Here is a 20,657-nt window from a genome sequence, read left to right on the forward strand (position 1 = left end):
GGGATGCCGCCCCTGATACTCATCGTCGACGCCAATCCCTGGACCCGTGACCTGCTCAAGTCGCTGGTGCTGGCCGTGCGTGCCGATGCTCTGGTGCATGAATACGGCCATGGCTATCAGGCCCTCGCCGAACTGGATCAGCGCAAGAGATGCGCGCTGATCATCGTCGAGCGACCGGCCGATTGCGATGGACTCGATCTGCTGCGCCGCATCCGCCAGCGCGGTGCCCAGCCGCTGCAGCCGGTGATCCTGCTGTCCGACCATTCCGATGCCACCTATGTGCGCGCCGCCCTGCGCCTGGCGCCCACCGCCTATCTGGTCAAACCCTATGCGGCGGAAGAGGTGTTGCGCCGTCTGCGCAGTCTGTTGCCGCCCGCGGGAGACGCCTCTCAGGCGGCCAGTGCCGCGGCCCTGGGCTCCCTGGACGATCATCTGCAGCGCATGGCCGCCGAAATCGATGCCGTGCCGCTATTCGCCGATCTGCCGGCCATCATCGAGCGCTGTCGTGAGAGCAAGAGCTGCAGCCTGGGGGAGCTGGAAACCGAATTCGGCCAGGATCCCCTGGTCACGGCGACCCTGATCGCGGCGGCCAACAGCGCGTCCCAGCGCGTCGGCCAATCCTGCCAGACCCTCAGCCAGGCCCTGCCGCGGCTGGGCGTCGGCTTCACCCTCAATCTGGTCCTGGGCCTGAGCCTGCGGCGGGCGACCCGCCTGGCCGAGCCGCTGCTGGCCGGACGCGCCGAGGGCTATCTGCGCCTGGCCCAGCGCGCCGCCGACTGCGCCCGGCTGCTGGCGCTGCGCTATGTGCGCGAAGATGCCGAGCGCTGCTATACCGCCGGCCTGCTGCATCGCTTGGGTGAACTGGCGGTGCTGCAAGGCGTGCAGCGCTGGTGCGACGGGGGTGGCGCCCTCGATGAGGCCGCGCTGGAGCGCGCGCTGCTGAGCTACAGCCTGGAGTTTTCCGCGGAATTGCAGCGGCACTGGCGGCTGCCATTGGAGTTGCACGAGCTGGTGGCCGCGGTGCACAGCCTGCACGGCGTGCTGCCCAAGCCGTCGCTGATCCTGCACCTGGCGGCGCAGGCGGCGAACCCCGCTCCGGCGAGTCCCTCGACACCCTGCTCGAGCACAAGGCCGGGCGCATGCTCGGTCTGGAGGCCGCCGTCTGGCAACTGGCGGTCGCCCAGCTCAAGCTGGGTTAGCGTGCGCTGTCGGGGCGATAGCCCAGGCGCAGGCCGCCCCAGTGCCGGCCGTTCACCAGGATCGGCACCGAAAGGTCGTGCATCACCTCGCCGGTGTCTCTCATGTAGGTCTGCAAGAGCAGGCGGCGCTGATGGCTGCCGCAGCGCTTGCCGGTGCGATCGCTGAAGAGGCGCTTGCTGCGACTGCGGGCCGTATCCACCGCCACGTCGCCGGTGGGTGCCTGGGCGAAGGTGCGGTTGTGGGTGGGCACATAGCCTTCCGGCGTACAGGCGATGGCGAAGACCAGGCCGGGATGCTGGTCCAGCAGCGGCTCCTGGATCGCCGGTAGCACGCCATCGGTATAGCTGTCGAAACGGGTGCGGTACTTGGGCGGCTGACTGCCGGGCACGGGCTGGTACTGGCGGTCGAAGAGGGCGTCCTGGGTGATGCGCCCGGCAGCCAGGTCTTCCTCGAAGCGCTGGCCGATGGCATCCGCACCCTGGCGCGCCAGTTCGAAGATGCGCTGGTGATAGCTGTCCAGGCCGACCTCGGCCAGGCGTTCGCTGCTGGCCTCGGCCATGTCCACCAGTTCGTCGGCGGCGCTGCTGAGCCGGCTGGTCTGGCGCTCGCTGTCGGCCAGATCGCTGTGCACCTGTTCCACCGCCTGGGCCAGGCTTTCCAGCTGGGCGAGATTGGCCGAGGTGCCCTGGGCGATGTCCGCGGCCTGGCGTTCGGCGGTCTGCGCCAGCTGGGCGATCTCCTGCAGGCCTTCGCCGGTGCGTTCGACCTGGCGCACGCCGTCGTCCAGCGCCTGGGCCAGTTGCTGGATCTGCGCCACCACGGCGTCGGTCTGCTGGCTGATGTCGGCGACGATCACCCCCACCTCGCCGGTCGCGCTGGAGGTCCGCGCCGCCAGGCCCCGGACCTCGTCGGCGACCACCGCGAAGCCGCGACCGTGTTCTCCGGCGCGCGCAGCCTCGATGGCGGCATTGAGCGCCAGCAGGTTGGTCTGGCTGGCGATACCCTGGATGACCTCGGTGACCTGCTGGATCTTGTCGGTACGGGCACTCAGGCCGGCGATCAGTTCGCGGCTCTGGCGGGCGTGCTCGCTGAGGGCGCGAATGGCGGCGATCGCCGCATTCAGGGCTTCCCGCCCGGCCTCGCTACGCTGGTGCACCTGCTGCGCCACCGCCAGGGCCTGGCGGGCGCTGCCGGCGCTGTCATGCTCGGTCTGGGTAAGGGACGTGGCGCTGCTGGAGATCTGCGCCGCCGTGCTGGCTTGGGATTGCACCCGGGCCGCCAGTTGCTGGGCGGCAAAGGCCACGCCGGCGATGGCCACGGCGTTGCGCGCCGTGCTGCGCGAGAGATCGCTGGTCAGCTCGTCGAAGGACTGGCTGGGAGCGGGCGGCGCTGTGAGCCTGCGCAGCAGCAACCAGGGCCAGAGGGCAGCGGCGAGCACCAGGCCCATGCCGGCGGCGATGGGTAGCGCCAGCCACTGCCAGAGCAGCAGCGTGGCCACGAGGACGGCCAGGTGAAGCGACAACACGACGGGCCAGCGCCTGGGCATGCGACCTCCTTGTTATTCTGCTCGATTGAGGACGAAGTGTGACGGGTGTCAGCTTCGTCGATCATGGAGCCCGCTTTCCGGAGGTTGCAACCGCTGTCTGGTCCAGGCGGCTAAGACTTTGGTCTTAGCCGCCTGCGGCGGACTCAGGGCGTACGCGGCAGGAAATGCAGTGGCGCACCTCGTTGCAGACCGGCCAGCACCGGGTGATCCTTGACCAGCTCCACCTCGATCACCTCGGCCTGCTCCGGCACCCTCAGGGTAACCCGGGTGGTGGCGCCCAGCGGCCGGATGTCGCGCACTTCGGCGGCGTGATAACCCGCTCGCGGCTCGCGCTCCAGCTCCACCTCGTGCGGACGGAACAGTACCTCCTGCTCGCCCAGGGCCAGGCGGTTGGAGTCACCGAGGAAGTGATAGACGAAGTCGCTCGCCGGCTGTTCGTAGACCTCGGCGGGCGAACCGACCTGCTCGATCTGGCCCTTGTTCATCACCACGATGCGGTCGGCCACCTCCATGGCTTCTTCCTGGTCGTGGGTGACGAACACCGAGGTCAGGTGGATCTCTTCGTGCAGCCGTGCCAGCCAGCGGCGCAGCTCCTTGCGCACCTTGGCATCCAGGGCGCCGAAGGGTTCGTCGAGCAGCAGTATCTTGGGCTCCACCGCCAGGGCGCGGGCCAGGGCGATGCGCTGGCGCTGACCGCCGGAGAGTTGCTCGGGATAGCGATCGGCCAGCCAGTCGAGCTGCACCATGTTCAGCAGCTCGTGCACCTTGCTGGCGATCTGCGCCTCGCTCGGCCGCTCGCGGCGCGGCTTCATGCGCAGACCGAAGGCCACGTTGTCGAACACCGTCATGTGGCGGAACAGCGCGTAATGCTGGAAAACGAAGCCGACGTTGCGATCGCGCACGTCACGCCCGGAGACGTCTTCGCCATGGAAGCCGATATTGCCGGTATCCGGCGCTTCCAGGCCGGCGATGATGCGCAGCAGGGTGGTCTTGCCGCAGCCCGAGGGGCCGAGCAGGGCGACCAGCTCGCCACTCTCGATGTGCAGGTTGATGTCCTTGAGCGCCTGGAAGGCGCCAAACCTCTTGTTGATACCCTGGATCTCGATACTCATGGCGCCTTATTCCTCGTCACGGTGCTGCAGTTGGCGGCTCAGGCGACTCTCGCTCCACTGCCGCAGCAGCAGGATCACCAGGGCCATCATCAGCAGCAGGATCGCCACGCTGAAGGCGGCGACGATGTTGTACTCGTTGTAGAGAATCTCGATGTGCAGCGGCAGGGTGTTGGTCAGGCCGCGGATATGGCCGGAGACCACCGACACCGCACCGAACTCGCCCATGGCCCGCGCGGTGCAGAGCACCACGCCATAGATCAGCGCCCATTTCACGTTGGGCAGGGTCACGTGCCAGAACAGTTGCCAGCCGCTGGCGCCCAGCAGGCGTGCCGCTTCTTCTTCCTGGGTACCCTGTTCCTGCATCAGCGGGATCAGTTCGCGGGCCACATAGGGAAAGGTGACGAAGATCGTCGCCAGCACGATGCCGGGCACGGCGAAGACGATCTGCACATCGACGCTCTGCAGATAGGGGCCCATCAGCCCCTGGGCGCCGAACAGCAGCACATAGATGAGACCGGCGATCACCGGCGAGACCGAGAAGGGCAGGTCGATCAGGGTGATCAGCAGACTCTTGCCGGTGAACTCGAACTTGGTGACGCACCAGGCCGCGGCGAGGCCGAAGGCCAGGTTGAGGGGCACCGAGATGGCGGTGGCGAACAGCGTCAGCTTGAGCGCCGAGATCGCATCCGGTTCGCTGATGGCGTCCCAGAAGGCGCCGATGCCGTTGGCCAGGCCCTGGCTCAGCACCATGTACAGCGGCAGCACCAGGACCAGTAGGAAGATCAGCCAGGCGCTGGCGATCAGCGCGATGGCCACCGGGGTGCGCTGCTTGATGGCGCGCGCATCGGCCTTGGTCGAAGTCATGAGGCTCATGCGGTCGTCCTTAGATGTTGGGCTGGATGCGGCGCTGCAGGATGTTGATCAGCAGCAGCATGACAAAGGACACCAGCAGCATGAACACGCCGATGCCAGTGGCACCGGTGTAGTCGTACTGGTCCAGCTTGGAAACGATGAGCAGCGGCAGGATCTCGGTCTTGAACGGGATGTTGCCGGCGATGAACACCACCGAACCGTACTCGCCCACGCCGCGGGCGAAGGCCAGGGCGAAGCCGGTCAGCCAGGCGGGCAGCAGGGTCGGCACCAGCACGTAGCGAAACACCTGCCAGGGGCGGGCACCCAGGCAGGTGGCGGCTTCCTCGATCTCCTTGGGGATGTCCGCCAGCACCGGCTGCAGGGTGCGCACCACGAAGGGCAGGGTGACGAAGATCAGTGCCAGGGTGATGCCGATCGGGGTATAGGCGATCTTGAAGGGAAACAGCGAGCCGATCAGGCCGTTGGGCGCATAGAGCGCGGTCAGGGCGATGCCGGCCACCGCGGTGGGCAGGGCGAAGGGCAGGTCGACCATGGCATCGATCAGCTTGCGCCCGGGAAACTCGTAGCGCACCAGTACCCAGGCCAGCAGGGTGCCGAGGATGCCGTTGACCAGGGCGGCGAGCAGGGCCGTGCCAAAGGACAGCTGCAGCGCGGCCAGCACCTGGCGCCCGGTGATCAGCGACCAGAACTGCCCGAGGGTCAGCTGGCTGGCATGGAGGAACATGGCGCCCAGTGGGATCAGTACGATCAGCGCGAGGTAGGTCAGGGAGAATCCCAGGGTCAACCCGAAGCCGGGTATGACCGGGGAGAGACGGCGAGACATGAGACGTCCTTCTGCAAGGCGCCCCGGCGATGCATTCGCCAGGGCGCAGAGGGGTAAAACGATACCTGTTCCGGGCCGGTCAGCGTGAGCCGTCCCGGCCGGGGTGCTATTTGTTGATGTCGGCGAAGATCTTGTCGAACACGCCGCCGTCGGCGAAGTACTTGGGCTGCGCCTCTTTCCAGCCGCCGAATTCCTGGTCGATGGTCACCAGCTTGACCGGCTTGAACTGATCCTTGAATTCCGCCGCCACCTTGGCATCGCGGGGACGATAGAAGTTCTGCGCGGCGATGCGCTGGCCCTCGGGGCTGTACAGGTATTGCAGATAGGCCTCGGCCTGCTTGCGCGTGCCCTTCTTGTCGACCACCTTGTCCACCACGGCCACCGGCGGCTCGGCCAGGATCGACAGCGACGGGGTGACGATCTCCAGCTGGTCGCCGCCTTCTTCCTTCAGGGACAGATAGGCTTCGTTCTCCCAGGCGATCAGCACGTCGCCCAGCTGGCGCTGCACGAAGCTGATGGTGGCACCGCGCGCGCCGGTATCCAGTACCGGGGCATGGCGATAGAGTTCGGTGACGAACTTGAGCGCCTCGGCATCGCTGCCGTACTTGGCCTTGGCATAGGCCCAGGCGGCGAGGAAGTTCCAGCGGGCACCGCCGGAGGTCTTGGGATTGGGGGTGATGACTTGGACATCCTTCTTCACCAGGTCGTCCCAGTCCTTGATGCCCTTGGGATTGCCCTTGCGCACCAGGAAGACGATGGTCGAGGTGTAGGGGGTGCTGTTGTCCGCCAGACGCTTCTGCCAATTCGGGTCGACCAGCTGCTGGTGCAGATTGAGGGCGTCGATGTCGCCGGACAGCGCCAGGGTCACCACGTCGGCCTGCAGGCCATCGATCACCGAGCGCGCCTGCTTGCCGGAGCCACCGTGGGAATTCTTGATGGTCACATCTTCACCGGTCTCGGTCTTCCAGTGCTTGGCGAAGGCGGCGTTGTACTGCTGGTAGAGCTCGCGGGTCGGATCGTAGGACACGTTGAGCAATTCAACGGCGTGGACCTGGGTGGCGAACAGGGCACCGGCCAGCGCGGCCAGGGCGAAACGGCGAATCGACATGAAAAGGCTCCTTGATGTGAGAAAGCCGGACACCGTCTGGCGGGCGCCTTGCCCGCTCGTCCGCTGACCTCGAGAACTCAATGCTTGTTGGCTTGGCCGGTCTGGGGCCGGAATTTTTCCTTGCGCTCGATCTGCACCACCTGCCCGTTGTGCACGGTGATCTCGATGGCGCCGAATCTCAGCCCGCGCAAAGCCTGCTGGATATCGCGGAGCAGTGCGGTTTCGTCCTGGTTTTCCAGGCAGCGGAACGGAACGGAGCTCATGGTGTGCGTCCTCGTGTACAGCGGTGGGCGGGAAGGTGGCGCCATCTTAGGGGGCTAACCTTTATTTCTTAAAATTGCTAATAATGCTTTGTTTATTCAATTTTAGAATTAGAAGTCTGTGAAGGACACGTTGTGTAGCAAAAGGGAGGGCTGGATTTATCGCCTACCCCGGCAATAATGGGCGAACGCCTGTTCACTGAACTTTAGGTGACAGTTGCACCATACAACCCGTGCGAGGTCCTCTGCGTCCATGAGCTACAACGGCCTGCTTGACCTGTCGGTCTGGCAACTGGTGGTGGTCACCCTGGTACTGACCCACCTGACCATTGTCAGTGTCACCGTCTACCTGCATCGCTACTCCGCCCACCGTTCGCTGGAGCTGCATCCCGCGCTCAGGCACGCCTTCCGCTTCTGGCTGTGGCTGACCACGGCGATGAACACCCGCGAATGGACCGCCATCCACCGCAAGCACCACGCCAAGTGCGAAACCGAAGAGGACCCGCACAGCCCGGTGCACAAGGGCCTCGCCACCGTGGTGCGGCGCGGCGCCGAGCTGTACAAGGCCGAGGCGAACAACGCCGATACCCTGCGCATCTACGGCAAGAACTGCCCGGACGACTGGATCGAGCGCAAGCTCTACTCCAATCCGCGCACCCGTAACATGGGTGTCGTGCTGTTGCTGCTGATCGACATCGCCCTGTTCGGCGCCCTGGGTCTCACCGTCTGGGCCGTGCAGATGGTATGGATTCCCTTCTGGGCCGCAGGTGTGGTCAATGGCCTGGGCCATGCCGTGGGCTATCGCAACTTCGAGTGCCGCGATGCCGCCACCAACCTCATCCCCTGGGGCATCGTCATCGGGGGAGAAGAGCTGCACAACAATCACCATACCTATCCCAACTCCGCCAAGCTGTCGGTCAAGCGCTGGGAATTCGACATGGGCTGGGCCTGGATCAAGCTGTTCACCTGGCTGCGCCTGGCCAAGGTCAACCGCGTCGCCCCGATCGCCCATCGCATCGAAGGCAAGGGGCAACTGGACATGGACACCGCCATGGCCATCCTCAACAACCGCTTCCAGATCATGGCCCAGTACCGCAAGCAGGTGATCGGCCCGCTACTGCGGCAGGAGCGGGGCAGTGCGGCGCCCTCCCAGCGTCCGCTGTTCCGCCGCGCGCGAGGCCTGCTGGCGCGGGAGACCAGTCTGCTCAAGGCGCGCCATCAGGTACGCATCGACGAACTGCTCGAGCACAGCCAGGCCTTGAAGCTGATCTATGAAAAGCGCCTGGCGTTGCAACAGATCTGGGCCCGTACCAGTGCCAATGGCCATGACATGCTGGCCGCGACCCGGCAATGGATCGGCGAGGCCGAAGCCAGCGGTATCCAGTCCCTGCGCGAATTCGCCGAGCAGCTGAAAACGTATTCCCTGCGACCGGGTGGAACCGCCTGAGAAAGGCTTCACAAAAGCCTACCGAAGCGGTGGGCTGCCCTATGCGGGGATTGAACCAGGCTGGTTTCAGCTGTCTCTAACTCCCTCAGGACCCCGCGTAGGCGCATGTGTATATGGATGAACAACCCTCTCTGTCTGCTCTTCCCACTCCGGAAGAGAACCTGCTGGCTCTCCTGCATTCGCGGGCCGAGGCAGATCGCCTGCGTGACCGGGAGCAACTGTTCAGTGCGCTGCTGGAAAGCGTCAACGCGGTGCTCTGGGCCCTGGACTGGCGCACTCGCCAGATCATCTATGTCAGCCCCGCCTACGAACAGATCTTCGGTCGCTCCCAGTCCCTGGTATTGAGCGACTACAGCACCTGGCTCAACAACATCTATCCCGACGATCTGGAATACGCCCAGCGCACCCTGGAACAGGTGATCGAGCAGGGCGCCGTGGAATCGCGCGAGTACCGCATCATCCGCGCCGACGGCGAGATCCGCTGGCTCAGCGACAAATGCTTCGTCAGTCAGCGCAGCGAGGCCGGCATGCCGCTGCTGGTGGTGGGCATCGCCGAAGACATTACTGACAAGAAGCGCATGGAGGAGGAGCTGCAACGGCTCGCCACCACCGACGTCCTGACCCGCAGTAGCAACCGTCGGCACTTCTTCGAGAGTGCCCAGCGCGCCTTCGAATTCGCCCAGAACGAAGGCGAGCCCCTGGCCTTCCTGCTGCTCGACATCGACGATTTCAAGAAGATCAACGACCGCTTCGGTCACCAGATGGGTGATCAAGTGTTACAGCGTGTTGCCGAATGTGGTGCCCAGACCACCCGCCGGGGCGATCTGTTCGGCCGTATCGGCGGTGAAGAATTCGCCCTGCTGCTACCAGGTTGCGACAGCGACCTGGCACTGCAGATCGGCGGGCGCCTGCAGCGCGCCGTGCGGCAGTTGGCGGTACCCAGCGCCGAGGGCCCGTTGAAGGTCACCATCAGTCAGGGGGTCACCGTGCTGCGAGAGGGCGATGAATCCCTCGACACCCTTTATGTACGGGCGGACGAAGCCATGTACCGCGCCAAGCGCCAGGGCAAGGATCAGGTCGTCCAGGGCTGAATACCCCTAGCCAGGCCGCGCCGATGACCGCTCGGGCGGCTTGGCTCGCGGTTGCGTCAACCGCTGTCACGCCATCTCACTCGGTCCTCTGCACCCGTGGCTTCCCTGTCAACCCGGCCTGCAGCCGATCTCCTCTTCTTGTCCTGTTGGCCGTCCTTGCTGAAGTGGCGGTCCTACGCCGATTGAAAAGAATTTTCCTGCGCGACCGACTGGGCAGGGCCGCCCTGCAGCGGGGCACTGGTGCGTCATGACGGGCGAGAAGCGTCGTCTCCAGGGAAAATCGGCTGAAAGAGCGGTCGCAAAAATTACAAGTCCTTGAAATAGGTAGGGAATTCCTTCTGATCCTGCATTGTTGGTGCTGAGACTGGCCGGTTTTAAAGGCTGAGCCAGCACCTCGAGAGGCCCGTCCTAGAGTCTTGGGGTGTGCCGATTTGGACGGTGTCTTCCCAGGAAAAGGCGAACCCTTCCATAGGCGTAGGCAGCGCGGGTTCCCTCAGGCCATGACCGAACAGTCAAAGGGGAAGACCACAGGGCGGGTTTTCAACCAGGTATCGCTAGACGAAATGCTTTTTTGCAATTAGCTTTCGCAACGTGGAAGACGGTGGCAGGGACCCTGTGCTGGAAGTCGCAACTCAAAAGTCGACCAGGCCCGGGATAATTCTCCAAATTGAAACAAAAGCCCTCTAGCTTTCCCTTCCGCACGGCCCGTCGGGCATACCACCAGCAGGCGCTGACACCTCTGGTGGCTGCATAACAACGATTCACCCCTGGAGCACACATGGTCAAGAAGCCACTGGTGGTCGCGGTCTCCGCGGCCTGTCTGAACCTGTCCGTCATTGCCGCCGCTAACGCTGCCGGCTTCATCGAAGACAGCAAAGCAACCCTGAGCCTGCGCAACTTCTACGAGAACCTCGACAACCGCAATGGCACCGCCAACCCGTCGACCAACCGGGAATGGGGTCAGGGCTTCCTGCTCAACTATCAGTCTGGCTTCACCCAAGGCACCGTTGGCTTCGGCGTCGACGCGATCGGCATGCTGGGCCTGCGCCTGGACGGTGGTGGCCGTGCCGGCAAGACCGACGGCTCCAACCAGCCGGGCACCATGTTCCCGCGTGAAACCGACGGCAGCTCCGTCGACGAATTCAGCACCGTTGGCGCTACCGCCAAGATGAAGATCTCCCAGACCGAACTGCGCTACGGCACCCTGATGCCCAAGCTTCCGGTCATCACCTTCAACGACGGTCGTATCGTGCCGCAGACCTTCCTGGGCGGTCAGGTGACCTCCAAGGAAATCAAGGACGTGACTCTGACTGCCGGTCAGATCGAACACGTCAAGGGCCGTGCTTCCAGCAACTACGAAGAAATGTCCATCGCGGGCTCCAACAGTGGTGCCACCGCGCGTGACAGCAACCAGTTCCGTTTCGCCGGTGCGGACTACAAGGTCACCAAGGACCTGACGCTGCAGTACTACTTCGGTCAGCTGGAAGATTTTTACAGCCAGCACTTCCTGGGTCTGACCCACAGCGTCAAGCTGGGCGAAGGTACCTTCAAGACCGATCTGCGCTACTTCGACAGCAATGGCGATGGCGCCAACAAGAATGCCGATACCCAGGGTGCGCTCTACGCCTCTAGCGGCTACTACGGCCGTACCGCCACTGGCGCTGTCACCCGTGGCGAAGTCGACAACCGTCTGTACAGCGCCCTGTTCACCTACTCGATCAAGGGCCATACCTTTGGCGCCGGTTATCAGGGTAGCAATGGCGACAGCGATTTCCCCTTCCTGAACCAGGGTGATGGCTCTTCCGCCTACATCATCACCGACCTGCAGATCAACAAGTTCGCCCGCTCCGGTGAGGACACCTGGCAAGCTCGCTACTCCTATGACTTCGGTCAGCTGGGTATGAAGGGTCTGACTGCCGGTATCATCTACCAGTACGGCGACAACATCAGCACCCGCAACGGTGACTACATGGAGTGGGAACGCGACCTGACACTGAGCTATGTCATTCCAGAAGGTCAGCTGAAAGGTCTGGGCTTCACCTGGCGTAACGCTTCGCTGCGCTCCGACCTCCCGGCTGCCAGCACTCAGGGCGTCCCGGGTCAGCGCGATCAGGACGAAAACCGCTTCATCGTCAGCTACACCCTGCCGCTGCTCTAAGCCGCTTCCAGGTCAAAGAAAAGCCCGTCGCAAGACGGGCTTTTTCGTTTCCGCCGGAAATCAGCGACCGGTCGGCTGCTGCTGGGTGATGCAGTGGATGTTGCCACCGCCGAGCAGGATCTCGCGGCCGGGAACCTGTACCACCTCGTGCTCCGGGAAGCAGGCCTGCAGCGTGCGCAGGGCCTCGGCGTCCTCGGGAACGCCGAAGGTCGGGGCGATGATGCCGCCGTTGACGATCAGGAAGTTGACGTAGGAGGCAGCCAGCCGCTCGCCGGCCCGGCGTGGCTGGGTGCCGAGGCAGGCATCCACGTCACGACATTCTTCTTCGCTGGCAAACAGCGGTCCCGGGGTGATGATCCGATGCACCTTGAAGGTGCGGCCACGGGCATCGGTTTCGCGCTCAAGTACGGCCAGCGCCTCGCGGCAGCGGCTGTAGTTGGGATCGGCCTGGTCCTCGCACCAGCTCAGCAGCACCTCGCCCGGACGCACGTAGCAGCAGAAGTTGTCCACGTGGCCGTTGGTCTCGTCGTTGTAGAGACCCTGGGGCAGCCAGATGACCTTGTCCACCGCCAGGTAGTCGCTCAGATAGCGCTCGATCGTTTCGCGATCCAGATGCGGATTGCGATTGGCGTTGAGCAGGCATTCCTCGGTGGTGATCAGGGTGCCTTCGCCATCGACGTGGATGGAGCCGCCTTCGAGGACGAAGTCCGGGGTGCGATAGCCCGGCAGATTCTCGATCGCGAGGATCTTGCCAGCGACCTGGTCATCGCGCTGCCAGGGGAAGTAGAGGCCGCCATCCAGGCCGCCCCAGGCATTGAAGCGCCAGTCCACACCGCGCACGCCACCCTGGCCGTCGCTGACGAAGGTCGGGCCGGTGTCGCGACACCAGGCGTCGTCATTGCTGATTTCCACCACCCGGATGTTCGGGTGCTGCAGGCGGGCACGGGCATTCTCGTACTGATTCGCCGAGGCGCCAATGGTCACCGGCTCGAAACGGGCAATGGCCTGGGCGACTGCGGTGAAGGCGGCCTGGGCGGGCTTGCCGCCCAGGCGCCAGTTGTCCGGGCGCTCCGGCCAGACCATCCAGATCTGGCGCTGGTCGGCCCATTCGGCCGGCATGTGGAAGCCGTCGGCACGCGGCGTGGTGAGGATGGTCATGGCGAGGCTCTCCGTCCAGAGTCTTCGTTGGCTGATAAGGGGAAGGATTGAAAGGGCGCCTCGGGCGTGAACACGCGCAGGGCGCCTCCGGTACCGCAGAGCAGCCGCCGACCGGTGCGGGACCGGTCGGCAGGCTGGCGCTACACGGTGTGCAGGTACCAGTTGTACTCGAGGTCGGAGATGGAGTGCTCGAACTCCTCCAGCTCGTGTTCCTTGCAGGCGACGAAGATGTCGATGTACTTCGGGTCGATGTACTCCGCCATCACCGAGCTGTCGTCCAGGTAGCGCAAAGCATCGCGCAGGTTGTTCGGCAGGCTCTGCTCGTGCTGCTCGTAGGAGTTGCCCTCGGTGACCGGGCCGGGTTCGATCTGCCGGGTCAGGCCATGGTGCACGCCGGCCAGGACGCCGGCCAGCAGCAGGTAGGGGTTGGCGTCGGCGCCGGCTACCCGATGCTCGATGCGGTGGGCTTCCGGCGTGCCGGTGGGAACGCGCAGGGCGGTGGTGCGGTTGTCCAGGCCCCAGCTCGGCGCGTTGGGCACGAAGAACTGCGAGCCGAAGCGGCGGTAGCTGTTCACGTTGGGGCAGAGGAAGGCCATGCAAGCGGGTAGGGTCTCGAGCACACCGCCGATGGCATGACGCAATGCGGCGTTCTGCTCGGGATCCTCGCCGGCGAAGATGTTGCGGCCGTCCTTGTCCAGCAGGGAAATATGTACGTGCAGGCCGTTGCCCGCCTGGCCCGGGTAGGGCTTGGCCATGAAGGTGGTGTCCATCTCATGGTCATAGGCGACGTTCTTGATCAGGCGCTTGAGCAGCACGGCGTAGTCGCAGGCCTTGATCGGGTCGGCGACGTGATTGAGGTTGACCTCGAATTGCGCCGGAGCCGATTCGGCGACGATGGCGTCGGCCGGAATGCCCTGGGCACGGGCGCCGTCGATGATGTCCTGCAGGCAGTCCGCGTACTCGTCCAAATCATCCATGGAGTAGACCTGGACCGACTGGGGACGCTTGCCGGAAATGGGCGAGCGCGGCGGTTGCGGGCGGCCGTTGATGTTCTCCTGATCGATCAGATAGAACTCCAGCTCGAAGGCGGCGCAGACGGTGAGTCCGAGCTCGTCGAAGCGCTGGACGACCTGCCGCAGGACCTCGCGGGGATCGGCGAAGAAGGGCTCGCCTTCCATCTCGTGCATGGTCATCAGCAGCTGCGCGGTGGGGCGCTTCTGCCAGGGCTCCATGGAGAGGGTGTCGGTGATGGGGAAGCAGACGCGGTCGGCGTCGCCGATGTCGAGCCCGAGACCGGTGCTTTCGACGGTGGAGCCGGTGATGTCGAGGGCGAACAGCGAAGCGGGGAGGTTGATTCCTTTCTCGAAGACTTTGGGCAGATTGGTGCGCTCGATGCGTTTGCCACGCACCACGCCATTCATATCCGCAATCAGAAGATCGACGAACTGGACCTCAGGGTGCTCCCTGAGGAAGTCGGTCGCTTCATCCAAACGAACGGCACGCGGGGGTACCGACATGATGAAACACCTTTGCTTTTGGCTGCGCTCGACAAAACGGTTAGCGCCTGATGCGCCTGTTTGCCCAGTGGGCCAACCGCAGTGAGGGCACGAGTGCCCGCTGTCGATCCGACAGCGACCTGAGAGTACGGTCTCGCCTGCGCTCCGACGCTTTGTCAGCGCCCCTGTTAAAAATATCAATCAGCGGAGTTACCACCCTGGAGTCAATCCGAAAGGCGGACCAAAGTCAACTGGAGGCAACCCTGCTCAGGGGTGGTGCGCAGGTGCCTGTTTTTGGCGCATTCGGAGGCGCGAGAACGCCTCTGTTTCGCCGCTTCTGTGCAGAATCTCGAAACTTTTTGCCGGTGGTTGTGAAAAATAACGAACAAGACTAGGCTCGGATGATTCCTGTTCAACCCGGTGTCCCATGTCCGCGCTGCCCCTCGTAGGTGTCACAGCCTGTACCAGGCAACTAGGCCTGCATCCCTTTCACATCGCCGGCGACAAGTATCTGCGCGCGGTGGTGGAGGGGGCCGGGGGCATGCCGCTGGTGATTCCGGCCCTGGCCGATCTCATCGCCACCGAGGCGCTACTGGAGCGCCTGGACGGCTTGCTGTTCACCGGTTCGCCATCCAACGTCGAGCCCCGGCACTACCAGGGCACGCCCAGCGAGCCCGGTACCCTGCACGACGCGGCCCGCGATGCCGTGACCCTGCCGCTGTTGCGCGCCGCCGTGGCGGCGGGCGTGCCGGTGCTGGGCATCTGCCGCGGCTTCCAGGAAATGAACGTGGCCTTTGGCGGCAGCCTGCACCAGAAGGTGCACGAGGTCGATTCCCTCATGGACCACCGCGAGCGCGGCGAGACCCTGGAGGAGCACTATGGGCTGCACCATCCGGTCGAGGTCCAGCCGGGTGGCCTGTTCGAGGCGCTGGAGCTGCCGGCACGCTTCGACGTGAATTCCATCCATGGCCAGGGTATCGATCGCCTGGCACCGGGATTGCGCGCCGAAGCACTGGCGCCTGACGGCCTGATCGAAGCCGTCTCGGTCCGCGAGGCCCGCGCCTTCGCCTGTGGCGTGCAGTGGCACCCGGAATGGAAGGTGCGCAGTCACCCGGTCTATCTCGCCTTGTTCAAGGCGTTCGGCAAGGCCTGCGAGGCGCGCGCTGCCGAGCGCTGATGCTGTTCACCCCGCTCGAACCTTCGAGGTCCTTATGAGCACCCCGCTTGACCGGCTTACCGCCTGGTTGAAAGAACGCAAGATCACTGAAGTGGAATGCCTGGTCGCCGATCTGACCGGCATCGCCCGCGGCAAGATTTCCCCCACCGCCAAGTTTCTCAACGAAAAGGGCATGCGCCTGCCGGAGAGCGTGCTCCTGCAGAGCGTGACCGGGGACTATGTCGACGACGACATCTACTACGAGTTGCTCGATCCGGCCGACATCGACATGCACTGTCGCCCGGATGATCGCGCGGTGTTCCTGGTGCCCTGGGCACTGGAACCCACCGCCCTGGTGATCCACGACACCTACGACAAGCGCGGCATTCCCATCGAGCTGTCGCCGCGCAACCTGCTCAAGAAGGTGCTCAAGCTCTATGCCGAGCACGGCTGGCAGCCCATCGTCGCGCCGGAAATGGAGTTCTACCTGACCAAGCGCAGCGACGACCCCGACTATCCGCTGCAGCCGCCGGTAGGCCGCTCCGGGCGCCAGGAAACCGGGCGCCAGTCCTTTTCCATCGATGCGGCCAACGAATTCGATCCGCTGTTCGAAGACATGTACGACTGGTGCGAGGCCCAGGCGCTGGATCTGGATACCCTGATCCACGAGGAAGGCACCGCCCAGATGGAGATCAACTTCCGCCACGGCGATCCGCTGCATCTGGCCGACCAGATCTTCGTCTTCAAGCGCACCCTGCGCGAGGCGGCGCTCAAGCACAACGTCACCGCCACCTTCATGGCCAAGCCCATGACCGGCGAGCCGGGCAGCGCCATGCACCTGCACCAGAGCGTGGTGGATCTCAAGACCGGCAAGACGGTGTTTTCCAACCCCGATGGCAGCATGAGCGAGCTCTTCCTGCACCACATCGGTGGCCTGCAGAAATACATTCCCGAGGCGCTGCCGCTGTTCGCGCCCAATGTGAATTCCTTCCGCCGCTTCCTGCCCGACACCTCGGCGCCGGTCAACGTGGAGTGGGGCGAGGAGAACCGCACCGTGGGTCTACGCGTGCCGGATTCCGATCCACAGAATCGCCGGGTGGAGAATCGCCTGGCGGGTGCCGATGCCAACCCCTACCTGGCCCTGGCGGCCAGCCTGCTATGTGGCTATCTGGGCATGATCGAGAATGTCTCGCCCAGCGCCCCGGTGCAGGGGCGTGGCTACGAACGCCGCAACCTGCGCCTGCCGCTGACCCTGGAAGCCGCCCTGGAGCGCATGGAGCAGTCGGCCACCCTGGAACGCTATCTGGGGAGTCGTTTCACCCGCGGCTACGTCGCGGTGAAGCGCGCCGAGCACGAGAACTACAAGCGCGTGATCAGCTCCTGGGAGCGGGAATTCCTGCTGCTCAGCGTCTGACCGCGATCAAGGAGAGGCTTCGTGAACAACTTTACCACCGCCCATTGGCAGGACCTGAGTCGCCGGCATCTGCTGGCGCCCTTCACCGACTATCGCCAGCTCAACGAGAAGGGCGCGCGCATCATCACCCGTGCCGAGGGCGTCCATCTCTGGGACAGCGAGGGTCAGCGCATCCTCGACGGCATGGCCGGGCTCTGGTGCGTCAACGTCGGCTATGGCCGTGAAGAGCTGGTCGAGGCGGCCAGCCGCCAGATGCGCGAACTGCCCTATTACAACCTGTTCTTCCAGACCGCCCATCCGCCGGTGCTGGAGCTGGCCAAGGCCATCGCCGAACTGGCGCCGGAAGGCATGAACCACGTGTTCTTCACCGGCTCCGGCTCGGAGGCCAACGACACCGTGCTGCGCCTGGTGCGCCATTACTGGGCGACCAAGGGGCAACCGGAGAAGCGCGTGGTCATCGGTCGCTGGAACGGTTACCACGGCTCGACCCTGGCGGGTGCCAGCCTGGGTGGCATGGCGGCGATGCACGAGCAGGGCGGCCTGCTGCCCGACATCGTGCACATCCCGCAGCCCTACTGGTTCGGTGAGGGCGGCGAGATGAGTCCGGAGGAGTTCGGCATCTGGGCGGCCGATCAGCTGGAGCGGAAGATCCTCGAGGTCGGCGAAGAGCGCGTCGCCGCCTTTATCGCCGAGCCCATCCAGGGCGCCGGCGGGGTGATCGTACCGCCGGAAAGCTACTGGCCGCGGGTGCGCCAGATCCTCGACAAGTACGACATCCTCTTCATCGCCGACGAGGTGATCTGCGGCTTCGGTCGCACCGGCGAATGGTTCGGCAGCCAGTACTACGGCAATGCCCCGGACCTCATGCCCATAGCCAAGGGGCTCACCTCCGGCTACGTGCCCATGGGCGGCGTGGTGGTGCGCGACGAGGTGGTCAGGGTGCTCGACGAGGGCGGCGAGTTCTATCACGGCTTCACCTATTCCGGGCATCCGGTGGCCGCTGCCGTGGCCTTGGAAAACATCCGCATCCTGCGCGACGAAGGCATCGTCGACCGGGTTCGCAGCGCCACGGCACCCTATTTGCAAAAGCGTTGGGCGGAGCTGGCCGACCACCCCCTGGTGGGCGAGACCCGAGGCGTCGGCATGGTGGCGGCGCTGGAGCTGGTACGCGACAAGAAGACGCGGGCGCGGTACGAGGGTGGGGCGGGCATGCTCTGTCGCGAGCACTGCTTCCGCAATGGCCTGGTGATGCGCGCGGTGGGCGATACCATGATCATCGCGCCGCCGCTGGTGATCACGCCGGAGTCCATCGACGAACTAGTCACCCTGGCGCGGCTGAGCCTCGATCAGACCCATGAGCTGCTGCGCCAGCGTGGCTGATGGCCGCCAAGGCTTGAGCCCGGCGGCGGACCTTGCCAGACTGCGCGCGGGCGCTGGCCGCGCACCGAATCAAAAGACCAACGATGACTTGAGGAGCACCACCGCATGAATGTTTTTGGCAAGACTCTTCTAGCGCTGAGCCTGGCCGGCCTCTTTGCCGGTAACGCCTCGGCGGACCCCAAGGTCCTGCACGTCTACAACTGGAACGACTACATTGCCGAAGACACCATCGCCAACTTCGAGAAGGAGTCGGGGATCAAGGTGGTCTATGACGTCTACGACAGCAACGAGACCCTCGAAGCCAAGCTGCTCGCCGGCCGTTCCGGCTACGACGTGGTGGTGCCGTCCAACTCCTTCCTGGCCAAGCAGATCAAGGCCGGCGTCTACCAGCCGCTGGACAAGTCCAAGTTGCCCAACTACAGCAACCTGGATCCGCAGCTGATGAAGACCCTGGAAGTCAGCGATCCGGGCAACCAGTACGCCATCCCCTACCTGTGGGGCACCATCGGCATCGGCTACAACCCGGCCAAGGTCAAGGCTGCCCTGGGCGACAATGCGCCGGTGGATTCCTGGGACCTGATCTTCAAGCCCGAGAACCTTTCCAAGCTCAAGGGTTGCGGCGTGGCCGTGCTGGATTCGCCCACCGAGATCATTCCCGCCGGTCTGCACTACCTCGGCTACAAGCCGGATAGCCAGGATCCCAAGGAGATCAAGGCGGCCGAGGAACTGTTCCTCAAGGTGCGTCCGTACATCACCTATTTCCACAGCTCCAAGTACATCTCGGACCTGGCCAACGGCAACGTCTGCGTGGCGGTCGGCTACTCCGGCGACATCGCCCAGGCCAAGGCCCGGGCGGCCGATGCCAAGAACGGCGTGACCGTGGCCTACAACATTCCCAAGGAAGGCGCTGGCACCTTCTTCGACACCATGGCCATTCCCAAGGATGCCGAGAATCCCGAGGGCGCGCTGAAGTTCATCAACTACATCATGGAGCCCAGGGTGATCGCGGCGGTCAGCGACTACGTGCAGTATCCCAACGGCAACAAGGCGGCGACCCCGCTGGTGGCCGAAGAGATCCGCACCAACCCGGGGATCTATCCGACCCAGGAAACCATGGCCAAGCTGTACGCCTTCCCGGATCTTCCGGCCAAGACCCAGCGTCTGATGACCCGTACCTGGACCACCATCAAGTCCGGCAAGTGAGTTCTGTCGCCGCGTGCGGCTGAAAGGACGGCACGCCGGAGTCACTCCGGCGTGCCGTCCGTCTGTAAGGACCGCTGAAAGGGTGTCGCCTTTGATGCCCACCATGAAAGGAGCCGCCCGTGCTTTCGTTGCGTAAAACCCTGCTGGCCATGACCACCCTGACCGTCATGGGAACCGCCGTCGCCGAGCCGACGGTACGCGTCTACAACTGGAGCGACTACGTCGGCGAGACCACGCTCGAGGATTTCCAGCAGGCCACCGGCATCACGCCGGTCTATGACGTCTTCGATTCCAACGAAACCCTCGAAGGCAAGCTCCTGGCCGGCCACACCGGCTATGACGTGGTGGTGCCCTCGAGCAACTTCCTGGCCAAGCAGATCAAGGCGGGCGCCTTCCAGAAACTGGACAAGAGCCAGCTGCCGAACTGGCGGAACCTCGATCCGGCGCTGCTCAAGCAGCTGGAAAAGAGCGATCCGGGTAACCAATACGGCGTTCCCTACCTGTGGGGCACCAACGGCATCGGGTACAATGTCGACAAGGTCAAGGCCGCGCTGGGCACCGACAAGCTCGATTCCTGGGCCATCCTGTTCGAACCCGAGAACCTCAAGAAGCTGAGCAAGTGCGGCGTCTCCTTCATGGATTCGCCCGATGAGGTCTATCCGGCAGTCCTGCAATACCTGGGACTCGATCCCAACAGCACCAATCCCGACGACTACAAGAAGGCCGAGGCCCAGCTGCTCAAGGTGCGGCCGTACATCACCTATTTCCATTCCTCCAAGTACATCTCGGATCTGGCCAACGGCAATATCTGCGTGGCCTTCGGCTATTCGGGCGATGTCTTTCAGGCGCGTTCGCGTGCCGAGGAAGCGAAGAAGGGCGTCAACATCGGCTACGCGATTCCCAAGGAGGGCGCGAACCTCTGGTTCGACCTCCTGGCCGTCCCCAAGGATGCCAAGAGCGTGAAGGAGGCTCATGCCTTCATCAACTATCTGCTGCAGCCCGAGGTCATCGCCAAGGTCAGTGACTATGTTGGCTACGCCAACCCCAATCCGAAGGCGGGCGAGCTGATGAATGCCGAGCTGCGGCAGGACGAGACCGTCTATCCGCCACAGGCGGTGATGGACAAGCTGTACGTCATGAAGGAGCTGCCCCCGCAGATCCTGCGCCTGGAAACCCGCAGCTGGACGCGGGTCAAGTCCGGCAAATAACCAACGCTAAAGCGGACCGGCCCG

At 64.3% G+C, this 20,657-nt stretch carries 16 protein-coding genes and 1 pseudogene; 9 read left to right on the forward strand and 8 right to left on the reverse strand.

The features are described from left to right. Positions 1-3: 3 nt before the first annotated feature. A pseudogene (locus RCF34_RS17385) lies at positions 4-969 on the forward strand (HDOD domain-containing protein); the annotation flags it as partial. A 226-nt stretch (positions 970-1,195) separates the two neighbouring features. On the opposite strand, the gene RCF34_RS17390 reads toward RCF34_RS17385, so the two are convergent. The 6 genes from RCF34_RS17390 to oscA all read right to left on the reverse strand — a co-directional run bounded on the left by RCF34_RS17390 (position 1,196) and on the right by oscA (position 6,925). Beyond that, on the reverse strand, positions 1,196-2,746 hold the full coding sequence (locus RCF34_RS17390; RefSeq protein ID WP_308709292.1) for a methyl-accepting chemotaxis protein: 1,551 nt from the start codon (positions 2,744-2,746) through the stop codon (positions 1,196-1,198). Between the two features lie 143 nt (positions 2,747-2,889). After that, a complete protein-coding gene (locus tag RCF34_RS17395; protein WP_308709293.1) occupies positions 2,890-3,858 on the reverse strand; it encodes a sulfate ABC transporter ATP-binding protein in 969 nt (322 codons plus the stop codon). 6 nt (positions 3,859-3,864) lie between these two features. Beyond that, positions 3,865-4,722, reverse strand: a complete 858-nt coding sequence (gene cysW, locus RCF34_RS17400) for a sulfate ABC transporter permease subunit CysW (RefSeq protein WP_374941211.1) — start codon at positions 4,720-4,722, stop codon at positions 3,865-3,867. 19 nt (positions 4,723-4,741) lie between these two features. After that, a complete protein-coding gene (gene cysT, locus RCF34_RS17405; protein WP_308709295.1) occupies positions 4,742-5,554 on the reverse strand; it encodes a sulfate ABC transporter permease subunit CysT in 813 nt (270 codons plus the stop codon). Positions 5,555-5,660: 106 nt separating this feature from the next. After that, the gene (locus tag RCF34_RS17410) at positions 5,661-6,662 is read right to left on the reverse strand and encodes a sulfate ABC transporter substrate-binding protein (protein WP_308709297.1); all 1,002 of its coding nucleotides are present in this window, start codon (positions 6,660-6,662) and stop codon (positions 5,661-5,663) included. Positions 6,663-6,739: 77 nt separating this feature from the next. Then, positions 6,740-6,925 carry a sulfur starvation response protein OscA gene (gene oscA / locus RCF34_RS17415; protein ID WP_308709298.1) on the reverse strand — a complete coding sequence of 62 codons (186 nt, stop codon included), beginning with the start codon at positions 6,923-6,925 and terminating at the stop codon, positions 6,740-6,742. A gap of 250 nt (positions 6,926-7,175) precedes the next feature. On the opposite strand from oscA, the gene desA reads away from it, so the two are divergent. The 3 genes from desA (at position 7,176) to RCF34_RS17430 (ending at position 11,618) form a co-directional block, all read left to right on the forward strand. Then, on the forward strand, positions 7,176-8,369 hold the full coding sequence (gene desA / locus RCF34_RS17420) for a delta-9 fatty acid desaturase DesA (RefSeq protein WP_308709299.1): 1,194 nt from the start codon (positions 7,176-7,178) through the stop codon (positions 8,367-8,369). 113 nt (positions 8,370-8,482) lie between these two features. Next, positions 8,483-9,460, forward strand: coding sequence for a sensor domain-containing diguanylate cyclase (locus tag RCF34_RS17425; RefSeq protein ID WP_308709300.1), 978 nt, complete (start codon positions 8,483-8,485; stop codon positions 9,458-9,460). A gap of 778 nt (positions 9,461-10,238) precedes the next feature. Beyond that, positions 10,239-11,618, forward strand: a complete 1,380-nt coding sequence (locus RCF34_RS17430; protein WP_308709301.1) for an OprD family porin — start codon at positions 10,239-10,241, stop codon at positions 11,616-11,618. Positions 11,619-11,678: 60 nt separating this feature from the next. Here RCF34_RS17430 and aguA read toward each other — a convergent pair whose 3' ends face one another. Beyond that, positions 11,679-12,776: an agmatine deiminase gene (gene aguA / locus RCF34_RS17435; RefSeq protein WP_308709302.1), complete on the reverse strand. Its 1,098-nt coding sequence runs from the start codon at positions 12,774-12,776 to the stop codon at positions 11,679-11,681. Positions 12,777-12,916: 140 nt separating this feature from the next. Next, the gene (locus RCF34_RS17440) at positions 12,917-14,293 is read right to left on the reverse strand and encodes a glutamine synthetase family protein (protein WP_133861334.1); all 1,377 of its coding nucleotides are present in this window, start codon (positions 14,291-14,293) and stop codon (positions 12,917-12,919) included. 406 nt (positions 14,294-14,699) lie between these two features. Between RCF34_RS17440 and RCF34_RS17445 the strand changes: the two genes are divergently transcribed. The 5 genes from RCF34_RS17445 (at position 14,700) to RCF34_RS17465 (ending at position 20,633) form a co-directional block, all read left to right on the forward strand. Next, positions 14,700-15,449, forward strand: coding sequence for a gamma-glutamyl-gamma-aminobutyrate hydrolase family protein (locus RCF34_RS17445; protein ID WP_308709303.1), 750 nt, complete (start codon positions 14,700-14,702; stop codon positions 15,447-15,449). Positions 15,450-15,483: 34 nt separating this feature from the next. Further along, complete coding sequence (locus tag RCF34_RS17450) at positions 15,484-16,842, forward strand: glutamine synthetase family protein (protein ID WP_133861332.1); 1,359 nt, start codon at positions 15,484-15,486, stop codon at positions 16,840-16,842. Between the two features lie 21 nt (positions 16,843-16,863). Next, entirely contained in the window at positions 16,864-18,222 is a 1,359-nt protein-coding gene (locus tag RCF34_RS17455) for an aspartate aminotransferase family protein (protein WP_308709304.1), read from the forward strand. A gap of 105 nt (positions 18,223-18,327) precedes the next feature. Beyond that, positions 18,328-19,425 carry a polyamine ABC transporter substrate-binding protein gene (locus RCF34_RS17460; protein WP_308709306.1) on the forward strand — a complete coding sequence of 366 codons (1,098 nt, stop codon included), beginning with the start codon at positions 18,328-18,330 and terminating at the stop codon, positions 19,423-19,425. A 149-nt stretch (positions 19,426-19,574) separates the two neighbouring features. Beyond that, the gene (locus RCF34_RS17465; RefSeq protein WP_308709502.1) at positions 19,575-20,633 is read left to right on the forward strand and encodes a polyamine ABC transporter substrate-binding protein; all 1,059 of its coding nucleotides are present in this window, start codon (positions 19,575-19,577) and stop codon (positions 20,631-20,633) included. Positions 20,634-20,657: the final 24 nt, after the last annotated feature.

The sequence above is a fragment of the Pseudomonas sp. 102515 genome, assembly GCF_031085165.1.
Lineage (GTDB): Bacteria > Pseudomonadota > Gammaproteobacteria > Pseudomonadales > Pseudomonadaceae > Chryseomonas.

Coding starts and splice junctions, on each gene's coding strand:
- aguA (WP_308709302.1), bottom strand. CDS start 12,776: ATGACCATCCTCACCACGCCGCGTGCCGACGGCTTCCACATGCCGGCC.
- RCF34_RS17410 (WP_308709297.1), bottom strand. CDS start 6,662: ATGTCGATTCGCCGTTTCGCCCTGGCCGCGCTGGCCGGTGCCCTGTTC.
- RCF34_RS17465 (WP_308709502.1), top strand. CDS start 19,575: ATGACCACCCTGACCGTCATGGGAACCGCCGTCGCCGAGCCGACGGTA.
- RCF34_RS17460 (WP_308709306.1), top strand. CDS start 18,328: ATGAATGTTTTTGGCAAGACTCTTCTAGCGCTGAGCCTGGCCGGCCTC.
- oscA (WP_308709298.1), bottom strand. CDS start 6,925: ATGAGCTCCGTTCCGTTCCGCTGCCTGGAAAACCAGGACGAAACCGCA.
- cysW (WP_374941211.1), bottom strand. CDS start 4,722: ATGACTTCGACCAAGGCCGATGCGCGCGCCATCAAGCAGCGCACCCCG.
- desA (WP_308709299.1), top strand. CDS start 7,176: ATGAGCTACAACGGCCTGCTTGACCTGTCGGTCTGGCAACTGGTGGTG.
- RCF34_RS17430 (WP_308709301.1), top strand. CDS start 10,239: ATGGTCAAGAAGCCACTGGTGGTCGCGGTCTCCGCGGCCTGTCTGAAC.
- RCF34_RS17450 (WP_133861332.1), top strand. CDS start 15,484: ATGAGCACCCCGCTTGACCGGCTTACCGCCTGGTTGAAAGAACGCAAG.
- RCF34_RS17440 (WP_133861334.1), bottom strand. CDS start 14,293: ATGTCGGTACCCCCGCGTGCCGTTCGTTTGGATGAAGCGACCGACTTC.
- RCF34_RS17395 (WP_308709293.1), bottom strand. CDS start 3,858: ATGAGTATCGAGATCCAGGGTATCAACAAGAGGTTTGGCGCCTTCCAG.
- cysT (WP_308709295.1), bottom strand. CDS start 5,554: ATGTCTCGCCGTCTCTCCCCGGTCATACCCGGCTTCGGGTTGACCCTG.
- RCF34_RS17425 (WP_308709300.1), top strand. CDS start 8,483: ATGGATGAACAACCCTCTCTGTCTGCTCTTCCCACTCCGGAAGAGAAC.
- RCF34_RS17445 (WP_308709303.1), top strand. CDS start 14,700: ATGTCCGCGCTGCCCCTCGTAGGTGTCACAGCCTGTACCAGGCAACTA.
- RCF34_RS17390 (WP_308709292.1), bottom strand. CDS start 2,746: ATGCCCAGGCGCTGGCCCGTCGTGTTGTCGCTTCACCTGGCCGTCCTC.